Below are 11,831 nucleotides of genomic sequence, written 5' to 3' on the forward strand. Positions count from 1 at the left end.
ATGAATGATCATGCCGATATTCATACGCTGATGATGGGGCTGGGTGAACGCGCCCGCTTGGCAGCACGTGGATTGGCCATTGCCCCGACAGAGCAAAAAGACCAAGCCTTACGCGAAAGCGCCGCCCTGTTGCGCCAACGCAAAGATGAAATTTTGGCGGCAAACCAAAAGGATGTGGACGCAGCAAAGGAAGCTGGCGTTGCTGCATCCTTTATTGATCGTTTGACGCTTGATGATGCCCGCATTGAAGCCATTGCCGATGGGCTGGAACAAATTGCATTGTTGGATGACCCTGTTGGCACCAAGCTGGCAGAAATACGCCGCCCCAACGGGTTGGTGATTGATCGGGTGCGCACACCATTGGGCGTAATCGGCGTGATTTTTGAAAGCCGCCCTAATGTGACCGCTGATGCGGGCGCATTGTGCCTGAAGGCAGGCAATGCGGCGATCTTGCGTGGCGGTTCTGACAGTTTTTACAGCTCAAACGCCATCCACCAATGCTTGGTTGATGGGTTAGTGGCTGCGGGGCTGCCGAAGGACGCGATCCAATTGGTGCCCACAACCGACCGGGAAGCCGTGGGCAAAATGTTGCAGGGTCTGAACGGCAATGTGGACGTGATTGTGCCGCGTGGCGGCAAGGGACTTGTGGGCCGGGTGCAGCAAGAAGCGCGGGTGCCAGTTTTCGCGCATCTGGAAGGGCTTTGCCACGTCGTTGTGGACAAGAGTGCTGACCTAGACATGGCAGAGCAAGTGATTGTGAACGCCAAGATGCGGCGCACTGGCATTTGTGGCGCGGCAGAAACTGTGCTGATTGATCAGCATGTGGCTGCGATTTTTGTGCCGCAACTGATGGATGCGCTGAGCGCAAAGGGCTGCGAAGTGCGCGGCTGCGCGCGCACGGTTGCGTTGGATGACCGCGCCAAGCCTGCCACCGAGGACGATTGGCAAACTGAATATTTGGATGCGATTTTAGCTGTGCGTGTGGTGGATAATTTTGATCAGGCGCTTGACCATATCGCCCATTATTCTTCGCACCACACAGAAGCGGTGTTGGCCGAAGATGAAGCGGTTGTGGATCGCTTTTTCAAAGAAGTGGATTCTGCCATTTTGATGCATAATGCCTCCACCCAATTTGCTGATGGCGGCGAATTTGGTATGGGCGCAGAGATCGGCATTGCCACAGGCAAAATGCATGCGCGTGGCCCAGTTGGTGTGGAACAGCTCACTAGTTTTAATTATCGAGTGCATGGCAAGGGACATACGCGTCCGTGACTTATATTGTTGAAAACAGCCATGCAGATCTGAGCTTGCCTGGATCTGCCCCCGGCATGCGCATTGGCTTGTTCGGCGGCAGCTTTAATCCCCCTCATGAAGGCCATCGGCTTGTTTCGCGCCAAGCGCTGAAACGGTTGGGGCTTGATGCCATTTGGTGGTTGGTGACCCCGGGCAACCCGCTGAAAGACCATAGCGAGCTTAAGCCGCTTTCTCAGCGCATCGCTGCGGCGCGGCAATTGGTGGATCACCCCAAGGTGCGCATCACCGGGTTTGAAGCCAAACATGGGTTCAAATATAGCTATGACACCCTCGCCTATTTGAAACAAACGCTACCCGGACGCAAATTTGTTTGGATTATGGGCGCGGACAATTTGGTGAATTTTCACAAATGGGATCGCTGGCAGGACATGGCAAAACTGATGCCGATTGCGGTTTATGTGCGCCCCGGCGCCACCCATAGTGCCCCCTTCTCCCCTGCCGCCCAAGCCATGGCACGCTGGCGGGTGGATGAGAGCGATGCCCATGATTTTGCCAACCGGCCAGCGCCTGCTTGGATTTATCTTCATGGCATTATGTCTGACCTTTCCTCAACGCAATTGCGGCAAGCGGCAAAGGGCCGCGATTGAGGCTTTGGAGCAGGCTTGAAAATTGCGCATAAAAAGCGCATATTGAACCCATTGAAAATAAGCGTGAAAGATGATCGAGCCACAATGGTTTCTATCTCACTTGATTTGGGTTTTGGTGCATGACACCACAAGCCAACAATAAGGGCGCAGCGCCTAAATCTGCTGCATCACCGGAAAATCTTTTGGATGTTGTGCTTGGGCTTTTGGACGATGCAAAAGCTGAGGACACAGTGTCTATTGATATTCGGGGCAAATCCAGCTTGGCGGACAATATGATTGTGACTTCTGGTCGCTCGAATCGCCATGTGGGTGCGATTGCCGACCAATTGTCACGCGAATTGCGTGAAAAAGGATTTGGCAAACCGAAAATTGAAGGCGTGCCACAGTGTGACTGGGTGTTGGTGGATGCAGGCGATGTGATCGTGCATATCTTCCGCCCGGAAGTGCGCGAATTCTACAATATTGAGAAAATGTGGGCAGCTAACATGCCCAACGACGCGACGCACTAGAGCGGACGCGCATGAAGGTCCATATTTTGGCGGTGGGGCGGTTGAAAGACGGCCCCGAACGCCAGCTTGTCCAACGATATTTAGAGCGTGCAAAGGCGACGGGCCGCCAACTTGGGTTTGGCGATGTGGAAGTGCGTGAACTGCCCGAAAGTCGCGCAAAGCAAGCTGATCAACGCAAAAAAGAAGAAGCCGATGCCATTCTGGACATCACCCAGGACGGTGCAATGCTTGTGTTTTTGGATGAGCGCGGCAAAAGCTTGACCAGCGATAAATTTGCCCAGCAATTGGGCGCTTGGCGCGACCAAGGCGCACGCGATTGCTATTTTGTGATTGGTGGTGCGGATGGATTGGACAAAGCACTGCGACAGCAAGGGCATTTGACCCTCAATTTTTCCAATCTGACATGGCCGCACCAGATTGTGCGCATTATGCTGGCGGAGCAAATTTATCGCGCCATGACAATTTTAAGCGGCCATCCCTATCATCGCAGCTAAGCGCAACCTGCAATAAGCCCAAAAAAGGTCAAAGTTAAACGCGACAAAGTCACTGCCTTTGATACATTAGGGTGGTGATTCGCCATATTTCCGGGAGCCGAAAGTAACCTGTGAGTCCTGTTTTGCGCCAAATTGGAAAAGCCACACGGTTGAGCACGGGTATTTTGCTGCTCAGCACCATGATGCTGGTGCCGAGCCTTGGCCAATTTAATGACCCCACAACCACCCAAGATGCGCAAATTGAACTGGATCAGGTCAAGCTGACTATTGAGCTGACCGAAGAGCGCGTGAATGAATTGAAAGCACAGGTTGAAGAGCTTTCTGGCGATCGCACCCAACAAACAGCTGCATTGATTGAATCTGCCCAGCGGGTGAAGTTGGCTGAAATTGAAGCCAGCGCCATTGCCGAACGCTTGGCCGGGTTGCGGGCAGAAGAAGAAACCATCCGCGCGACATTGGATGATGAAAACCAAGAAATTGGCACCCTGCTCACCGCCTTGCAGCAATTGGGGCGCAATCCACCACCTGCGTTGATTATTGAGCCGGGCAATGCGGTCAATTCCGCACGCGCCGGTAGCCTGCTCGCTTCTGTGTTGCCGCAACTGGCCAGCCGAGCTGACGCTGTACGGCTTGAATTGGATGCCCTGCTGGCCATTGCCGAAGAAGCGGAAGCTGAGCAAAAATTACTCGTGGCCAATTTGACCGTTTTGCGGGAAGAGCGGTTGCGCATTGCCACCCTGATCGAGGCGCGGAAGCGCGGCCTTGCACGGGTGAACCAAGAATTGGATGCCGAGCAGCGCGAAGCCGAATTATTGGCGAGCCGCGCCACCTCTCTCACCCAATTGATCAAAACACTTGAAGATAAAGTGCAGTCTGTGAGTGACGCCAACGCAGAAGCGGATGCCGCAGATGCTGCGCAAAGCAATGTGGGCGAAGAGCTAGAGCAGAGCGTGATCGATTTGGCACTGGCCGATAAATCCCGCACCGAGCCTGCCTTTCCGTTTGCCTTGGGCAAAGGACATTTAACCCCGCCTGTGGTTGGGGTTGAAGTTGTGTCTTATGGTGCGGATGACAGGTTTGGCGGCACGTCGCAAGGTGCCTATATTGTGACCCGGGCCGAAGCCCAAATCGTTGCCCCGGCAGATGGTTGGGTGGTTTATAAAGGCCCCTATCTTAATTATGGCCAAATTATCATTTTGAATATGGGCCAAGGTTATCATTTGCTCTTGGCGGGCATGGAAAGCGCTGATGTGGCGTTGGGACAATTTGTGTTGATGGGCGAGCCATTGGGAAAAATGGGCGAGCGCACAAATTCTCAAACTATCGCGACCAGTGCTGGAAACTCCCGGCCAACGCTTTATATTGAAATTCGAAATGAAGACACGCCTATTGACCCAACCGGATGGTGGGACAAGGGATCCAGAACAGCACAGAATGGATAGTCAACTTATGAAATCGACGATGAAATCAGCTCTTCTTGCCCTCTCAATTGGCCTTTTAGCAGGCAATGCGATGCCTGCATTTGCACAAGAGGCCGCGCAAGAAGATATGGGGCCGCTTGACCAGCAGCAGGTTTATGAAGAACTGAACCTGTTTGGCGAAATTTTTGACCGTATCCGTTCTGAATATGTGGATGCCCCAAACGAAAAAGAACTGGTGCGGGCCGCCATTCAAGGCATGTTGAGCAGCCTTGATCCACATTCAGGCTATCTTGATCCAGACGATTATGAAGATGTGCGCGAGGACACCCAGGGCACCTTTGGCGGCTTGGGCATTGAAGTGCAGATGGAAGATGAGGTGATCAAGGTCATCTCCCCGATTGATGACACACCTGCGGCGGAAGCCGGCGTTTTGGCCAACGACTATATTGTTGAGCTGGACGGCGAACCTGTGCGTGGCAAAACACTTGATGAAGCCGTGGACATGATGCGCGGCGAAGTGGGCACAGATATTGATCTGACCATTGTGCGTGAAGGTGTTGATGAGCCCATCAAGCTGACCATCACTCGCGACATCATCACGTTCCGTGTCGTGCGCTCGTTTACTCAAGACAATGTAGGCGTGATCCGCTTGGCGCGTTTCACCGGGCAAGCTTATGCCGGGGTGGAAGATGCGATTAAAGACATCAAGGAAGAACTCGGCGATGATTTGAAGGGCTTGATTTTGGACCTTCGGAACAATCCGGGTGGCCTTGTGGACCAAGCCGTATTCATCTCTGATGCGTTTTTGGATCGCGGCAATGTGCTTTCCACACGCGGGCGTTCAGCTGAAGAAAATGCGCGTTATGATGCGAACCCAGATGATTTGGACAAGTCTGTTGAAAATTTGCAATTGATCGTTTTGATCAATGGCGGCTCTGCCTCTGCATCAGAAATTGTGGCCGGGGCACTGCAAGACCAGAAACGAGCTACCCTTGTGGGCACACGTTCGTTCGGCAAAGGCTCTGTGCAGTCCATTATTTCATTGGGACAAAATGGGGCGATGCGGTTGACCACATCACGCTATTACACCCCAAGCGGTCGCTCCATTCAGGCGGCGGGCATTATGCCAGATATTGAAATTTTCCAAGAAGTGCCGGAAGAATTGCAGGGCCGCGATGAGATCATCGGCGAGGCAGCGCTTGATGGCCAAATTGGCGGCGGCACAGAAGATGAAGCAACAACGGGCTCTTCTGTTTATGTGCCTTCTGACCGGGAAAAAGACAATCAACTGCAATTTGCAATTGACCTGATCACTGGTGAAGAAACAAACGAGGCTTTCCCACCTGATCCAAACGAATAATCTGGTTTGGCCCTAATCGCGGGGATTGGGGTCAACACCAAACATGAGTTGCGGCGGCATATGGCGGACAATTTAGATAAGCCCCTTGGACGCAAGGGGAAGGAACGCAAAGACACACCGAAAACTGTTCGTGTGGGCGGGTTTCCACTTTTGCCTGTGTCTATTGTTTTGCTGGTCGGCGTGATCACCATACCCGTTTTATGGGTTAACTTTATTGATAGTCCGCTTGAAGGCCGCCCTCGGGTGGAGGTTGGCGTTTCCACAACAGGCAATAATGATCTTGCCCGCAACCTTTCGACCGATGAAGACCCGGCTGAAAATGTTGCGCCCGAAGAGCCAATCGACAGCCCGTCCTTTATCAATATTGACGAATTCCCTGAAGGTGCCGATGCGGCGCGCGCAGCGGCACCTGTGCCCGAACTGCTGGAGCAAACCCAACATGGCTATATTCCGCAAGTGGGCACCAATGGTGACCGCCCTGCAGATGTTTATGCCCGTGCTTCCATTTCCCCTGCCAGCGCCAATGGGCGTAGCCTGATCGCAATTGTGGTGGAAGGTGTTGGCCTTTCAGAAGAGAATACCCGCTCCGCCATCGAACGCTTGCCAGATGAAGTGACATTGGCCTTTGCCCCTTATGGCAAGGATGTGGCCAGCTTGGCCATGGCAGCGCGGATTGGCGGGCATGAAATTATGTTGCAGGTGCCACTGGAGCCCTTTGATTATCCGCAAAATGACCCAGGACCGCAGACCTTATTGGTTGGCCAAGCCGCGCGGGCCAATTTGGACCGGCTATATTGGCTGATGTCGCGCTTGGGCGGCTATACGGGCGTGATCAATTTCTTGGGCGCACGGTTCACCTCATCTGCCAACGATATGCAGCCTGTGATGGAAGAAATCGCCTTGCGCGGTTTGACCTATCTTGACGATGGCAGCTCCAACCGCTCGCTTGCGCCGCAATTGGCGAAGCAAGCGGGCGTAGATTTCGCACGCGCCAACCTTTCTTTGGACGAAACCCCATCGCGCAGTGAGATTTTGCGGCAGCTCGCAAAGTTGGAATCTCTGGCTTATGAAAATGGTTCCGCAATAGCAACCGCCACATCTTTGCCGGTGACCGTGCGCACCATTGCCGAATGGGCCAAAGAGCTGGACAATAAAGACTTGGTGCTCGTGCCCGTGAGCGCCTTGATGGAAGATAATTAGGACATCTTATGCCCAAAGCAATTGATCGCGAACGCATGCCCTATCGCTTTTGTGTGGGAATTTGCTTGATAAATGATGCGGGCCAAGTGTTTGCCGGGCGACGCAAGCCCAAAGCGGGTGTGCCGCAGGCTTTTGAATGGCAGTTTCCGCAAGGTGGCATTGATAAGGGCGAAGATGCACTTGCCGCCGCCAAGCGCGAATTGTTTGAAGAGACCAATATCTCGTCTATCGATTTGATTTATGAAGTGCCGAAATGGCTGAGCTATGATTTGCCAGAAGAGCTTTTAGGCAAAGCCCTGAAAGGCAAATATCGCGGCCAGCAACAGCGCTGGTATGTGTTTAAATTTACCGGTGATGAGAGCGAAATCAACGTGACGCAGCCCGCGAATGGCGAGCACCCAGCGGAATTTTCTGAATGGGCCTGGCGTGACATTGAAGACATGCCTGACCTGATCGTGCCATTTAAAAAAGCGCTCTATGAAGAATTGGTGGCGCTGGTGCAGCCTCAAATTGAAGCGGAGCAGCAAAAATGAGCGTGATCGGCCTGATCGGTGGCATGAGTTGGGAATCGACTGCGCTTTATTATAAGCAGCTCAACGAATTGGTGCGCACCCAAAAGGGTGGCTTGCACAGCGCTGAAATCTTGATGCGGTCAGTAGATTTTGCCCCCATAGCGCAAATGCAAAAAGATGGGGCATGGGACGAAGCTGGAGATTTGCTGGCTAGCCATGCCAAAGGATTGGAGCAAGCTGGTGCGGACTTTTTGGTGCTGGCCACCAATACGATGCATCTGGTTGCCCCACACATTGAAGCCGCCACAGAAATCCCACTGCTTCATATTGCTGACAGCACGGCAAATGCACTAACTCAAGATGGGTTTGAACGCGTTGGCCTGTTGGGCACAGCTTTCACCATGGAAAAGCCATTTCTGATTGAGCGCTTGCAGAGCCATGGACTTGATATTGTGGTGCCGGAAGTTGACCGCACCAATCTTAATGCCATCATTTTTGATGAATTATGTCGCGGCATTATTTCAGATCAATCCCGCGCAACCTATCAACGCGCCATTGAGGGCATGATGGCACGCGGTGCGGAAGCGGTGATTTTAGGCTGCACGGAAATTACGCTTTTGATTGGCGATGACGATAGCCCCATCCCGACCTATGACAGCACAGATCTACATGTTAGAGCGGCGGTGGCAAAGGCGCTCGGTTAAACAAAAAAGCCCGCCGGAATGGCGGGCTTTCTTCTTTTTGATCAAGCACAAAGCCTAATTGTGTTTCAGCTCGCTCATTAAGCCTTTGACCAAGGCAAAACATGCCAACAAGATCACAATGGTGAACGGGAAGCCTGTGGACACGGCCATAGCTTGCAGCGCTCCGAGGCCACCACCAAGCAATAGCGCAATCGCCACGATACCTTCAAAGCTAGCCCAGAACACACGTTGTGGTGTTGGAGCATTCACCTTGCCGCCTGCAGTCATGGTGTCGATCACCAAAGAGCCCGAATCTGATGAAGTTACAAAGAACACGATGACCAAGCAGATGCCCACAAATGAGGTGATCTGTGCCAAAGGCAATGGACCAAGCATCTCAAACAGCTTCAATTCAAGGCTCGCATCTGCAACGGCTGTGTAACCTTGATTGACGATCTGGTCGATGGCCGTCCCGCCGAAAGACGTCATCCACAATACAGATACGATTGATGGGATGATCAATACGCAAGTGATGAACTCACGCACCGTGCGGCCACGGCTAACGCGGGCGATAAACATGCCCACAAATGGTGACCAGGAAATCCACCACGCCCAATAGAATGATGTCCAACCTTGGGAGAAGTTCGCATCTTCACGCCCAAATGGCATAGACAGCGCTGGCAGATACTCAACATAGGCCACAAGGTTTTGGAAAAAGCCGGTGAGGATGGCCACTGTTGGCCCCACAATGATCACGAACAGAAGCAAGATGATTGCCAAAACCATATTGATTTCTGACAGACGCTTCACACCTGCATCCAAGCCAGCAACCACTGAGATCAGGGCTAGGCCTGTGATGGCGATGATCAGGAACACCATGCTTGTGTTGCCTTCTGGCAGGCCAAACAACATGCTGAGGCCCGCATTGGCTTGTTGTGCGCCAATGCCAAGTGATGTTGCCAAACCAAACAAGGTGGCGAACACGGCCAAGATGTCGATGATGTGACCTGTCCAGCCCCAAACACGTTCGCCAAAGATCGGGTAAAACACGGAGCGAATGGTGAGAGGCAGACCTTTGTTAAAGGAAAAGATCGCCAAAGATAGCGCCACAACCGCATAGATTGCCCAAGGGTGCAGCCCCCAGTGATAAATGGTTGCAGCCATGCCCAAACGCACAGCTTCGGCTGTATTGCCTTCTGCGCCGCCAAGTGGCGCCCAGTCTGTGCGCACACCATTTTCAACTGTTGTACCGCCCAATGCGCTGGTGAAGTGCGAGATTGGCTCGCTCACCCCATAGAACATAAGGCCAATGCCCATACCGGCAGCAAACAGCATGGAGAACCACCCCATGTAAGAAAAGTCTGGCGTGGCTTCCGCCCCACCAATGCGCACTTTACCCAAAGGCGTAACAATCAACACAAGGCAGAGAATAACGAAGATGTTGCCTGACAAGAGGAAGAACCAATCAAAAGTTTGGGTCAGCCAATTGCGCATATTGTTGAAGAGTGGCTCAACTTCGGCTTGAAATGCCAAAGTGAGAAAGACGAAAGCCACAACGGCAAGGCCGGAAATCACAAATACTGGATTGTGAATATCCAGACCGAATGGGCCGATATTGGTTTCGATATTGTCCTGACCGATCTCATAATCACTTTCAATGATCTCGGTTGGACCTTCGGGCGCGGGAATCGCGTCCAATTCTGGTTCTTGGTTTTCCGTCAATTTAGCCTCCTATTGACTCAGACGTTCACGGCCAACAAGCAACGGAAACAAAAATCAAAAGAACAGCCGTTCCCCAAAAATAAAACGAAGTTTAAATCGGCTTATTTTCTAAGGGAATTTTCTTCTGACAAAATTTTACAGCAAAATATTCAATTGCGACTGTAAAACCAATTAATTCTCGATCTTTACTACCCCAATACGAGATTAATTTATTTTAGGTCTCCGCAGCGGTGGCCACTGCAATTAAGGCTAACATATAGGATATAGAATTTATAGTTTTGCTTGTGGATAATTTATTCAACAAATCTGAACAATCAGCCGTATATGGGGATGCCCAAACGGCAGGCATCCACATCCTTAATAAAGCGATTATCTGTTCTCGCTTGCTGCGGGCGTTGAGCTACCTGCTTCCAAATCCGCAATCAGCGCCTTCATCTCGGCAATTTCTTTTTCTTGAGCAGCAATAATCTCGTCCGCGAGCTCACGCACCCTCGGATCAGATATTTGCGCCCGCTCACTGGTGAGGAGCGCAATAGAATGGTGCGGAATCATCGCACGCATATAAGAGACATCATCAACCGTACTTTGAGAACGAACTAAGGCTAGAGACCCGCCAAATACGACAATCGCGCCAAGCACAATTGCGATATTGGCTTTTCTGTTGGTGTACATATTGAGCATGAAGCCCAACATGATCACCGCCATGGTGCTTACCATCAAAAAGGTCATCCACATGCGCGTTTGGCTGTAAAAGACATGATCTAGCGCATAGCTGTTGAGATACATCACCGCATACATGACAATGGATGCGGTGATGATCATGGCGAAGAAACGTATATAGCTCATCATCTCCTCCGTTGTTGTAGGGTCAATTTAAGCGCCAACAATGTTGCCGCCATTGGGGTGCAGCACCTGACCAGTCATGTAACTTGCATCATTGGAGGCGAGAAAAATGTAGCTGGGGGCAACTTCATCGGGCTGGCCGACCCGCCCCATAGGCGCGTCCTCACCAAAATGCTCAACCTGCTCTGCATCAAATGATGCTGGGATCAATGGTGTCCAAATCGGCCCCGGCGCAACTGCGTTTACGCGCACATGCTTTTCGGCAAGATTTGAAGCTAGTGACCGGGTTAGCCCCAGAATAGCTCCTTTGGTGGCCGCATAATCCATCAACACATCATTGCCGCGATAGGCGACAACAGACGTGGTGTTGATGATGCAATCATCCTTACCCAGATAGTCCAGCGCGGCTTGGCTTAAGAAGAACGCGCCAAAGAAGTTGGTATCAAATGTGCGGCGCACTTGTTGTTCGGTTATATCTTGCAGCTTTTCCTGAATGTGTTGCTCGGCAGCGTTATTGACCAGGATGTTGAGATAGCCGAATTCTTTCAGCACTTTTTCAATAGCTGCCTCACAAAATGCCTTCTCACCAATATCACCTTTAATGGCGAGCGCCTTTTGCCCGGTATCTTCAATGTGCCGAACGGTCTCCTCAGCATCTTTATCTTCATCCAAATAGATGAACGCCACGTTCGCCCCTTCTTTGGCGTAACCAATTGCGACGGCGCGGCCAATGCCACTGTCGCCGCCACTGATGAGGGCAACCTTACCCGTTAGCTTGCCAGCGCCGCGGTAATTCTCCATCAATGACTGCGGACGCGGCTGCATCTCGCTTTCAATGCCAGGCTGCTTTTCCTGATGTTGGGGCAGGCGATTTTCCTGACTTGCGCTCAGCTTGCCGGGCGTCCATGCAGGTGGATCGCTGGCTGGGAAAGTTTCATCCAGCGCTTCATCAACTTTTGGATTGGTTTTCTTATCGTTGGCCATAAGTCACCTCCTAAATGAGCTGTTAGGAGGGAAACGTGGCGGCATGGATCAAGGTTCCAGACGCAAATATGCCACAACGAACAAATGCCTTGGCAAAACATATTATCAATGTTTGGGGAAAGTGGCGCACCGGGGAAGATTCGAACTCCCGACCCCTAGATTCGTAGTCTAGTGCTCTATCCAGCTGAGCTACCGGTGCTTA

Annotated in this window: 12 protein-coding genes and 1 tRNA gene; 9 read left to right on the plus strand and 4 right to left on the minus strand. The window is 51.9% G+C overall.

Annotated features, from left to right (window positions below; all coding sequences use genetic code 11):
• The 9 genes from ATL17_RS11065 to ATL17_RS11105 all read left to right on the plus strand — a co-directional run bounded on the left by ATL17_RS11065 (window position 1) and on the right by ATL17_RS11105 (window position 8,101).
• Window positions 1-1,272 carry a glutamate-5-semialdehyde dehydrogenase gene (locus ATL17_RS11065; RefSeq protein ID WP_246028689.1) on the plus strand — a complete coding sequence of 424 codons (1,272 nt, stop codon included), beginning with the start codon at window positions 1-3 and terminating at the stop codon, window positions 1,270-1,272.
• Complete coding sequence (locus ATL17_RS11070) at window positions 1,269-1,901, plus strand: nicotinate-nucleotide adenylyltransferase (protein WP_281275884.1); 633 nt, start codon at window positions 1,269-1,271, stop codon at window positions 1,899-1,901. The genes ATL17_RS11065 and ATL17_RS11070 overlap by 4 nt, the downstream gene beginning before the upstream one ends.
• A 119-nt stretch (window positions 1,902-2,020) precedes the next feature.
• Window positions 2,021-2,410, plus strand: coding sequence for a ribosome silencing factor (gene rsfS / locus ATL17_RS11075; protein ID WP_133572855.1), 390 nt, complete (start codon window positions 2,021-2,023; stop codon window positions 2,408-2,410).
• Window positions 2,411-2,421: 11 nt separating this feature from the next.
• Window positions 2,422-2,904, plus strand: coding sequence for a 23S rRNA (pseudouridine(1915)-N(3))-methyltransferase RlmH (rlmH, locus tag ATL17_RS11080; protein ID WP_133572856.1), 483 nt, complete (start codon window positions 2,422-2,424; stop codon window positions 2,902-2,904).
• Between the two features lie 122 nt (window positions 2,905-3,026).
• Complete coding sequence (locus tag ATL17_RS11085; RefSeq protein ID WP_133572857.1) at window positions 3,027-4,346, plus strand: murein hydrolase activator EnvC family protein; 1,320 nt, start codon at window positions 3,027-3,029, stop codon at window positions 4,344-4,346.
• Window positions 4,347-4,365: 19 nt separating this feature from the next.
• Window positions 4,366-5,685 carry a S41 family peptidase gene (locus tag ATL17_RS11090; protein WP_166639005.1) on the plus strand — a complete coding sequence of 440 codons (1,320 nt, stop codon included), beginning with the start codon at window positions 4,366-4,368 and terminating at the stop codon, window positions 5,683-5,685.
• A 60-nt stretch (window positions 5,686-5,745) separates the two neighbouring features.
• Window positions 5,746-6,885, plus strand: a complete 1,140-nt coding sequence (locus ATL17_RS11095; protein ID WP_133572859.1) for a divergent polysaccharide deacetylase family protein — start codon at window positions 5,746-5,748, stop codon at window positions 6,883-6,885.
• A gap of 8 nt (window positions 6,886-6,893) precedes the next feature.
• Window positions 6,894-7,418 (plus strand): RNA pyrophosphohydrolase, encoded by a 525-nt coding sequence (locus ATL17_RS11100; RefSeq protein ID WP_133572860.1) that lies wholly within the window; start codon window positions 6,894-6,896, stop codon window positions 7,416-7,418.
• Window positions 7,415-8,101 carry an aspartate/glutamate racemase family protein gene (locus ATL17_RS11105; RefSeq protein ID WP_133572861.1) on the plus strand — a complete coding sequence of 229 codons (687 nt, stop codon included), beginning with the start codon at window positions 7,415-7,417 and terminating at the stop codon, window positions 8,099-8,101. The genes ATL17_RS11100 and ATL17_RS11105 overlap by 4 nt, the downstream gene beginning before the upstream one ends.
• A 54-nt stretch (window positions 8,102-8,155) precedes the next feature.
• Here ATL17_RS11105 and ATL17_RS11110 read toward each other — a convergent pair whose 3' ends face one another.
• The 4 genes from ATL17_RS11110 to ATL17_RS11125 form a co-directional block, all read right to left on the minus strand.
• Window positions 8,156-9,778 carry a BCCT family transporter gene (locus ATL17_RS11110; protein WP_133573172.1) on the minus strand — a complete coding sequence of 541 codons (1,623 nt, stop codon included), beginning with the start codon at window positions 9,776-9,778 and terminating at the stop codon, window positions 8,156-8,158.
• Window positions 9,779-10,171: 393 nt separating this feature from the next.
• Complete coding sequence (locus tag ATL17_RS11115; RefSeq protein ID WP_133573173.1) at window positions 10,172-10,648, minus strand: DUF305 domain-containing protein; 477 nt, start codon at window positions 10,646-10,648, stop codon at window positions 10,172-10,174.
• Window positions 10,649-10,675: 27 nt separating this feature from the next.
• Window positions 10,676-11,629, minus strand: a complete 954-nt coding sequence (locus tag ATL17_RS11120) for an SDR family oxidoreductase (RefSeq protein ID WP_133572862.1) — start codon at window positions 11,627-11,629, stop codon at window positions 10,676-10,678.
• 122 nt (window positions 11,630-11,751) lie between these two features.
• Window positions 11,752-11,828: transfer RNA gene (locus tag ATL17_RS11125), tRNA-Arg, on the minus strand.
• Window positions 11,829-11,831: the final 3 nt, after the last annotated feature.

The sequence above is a fragment of the Maritalea mobilis genome (assembly GCF_004363175.1).
Lineage (GTDB): Bacteria > Pseudomonadota > Alphaproteobacteria > Rhizobiales > Devosiaceae > Maritalea > Maritalea mobilis.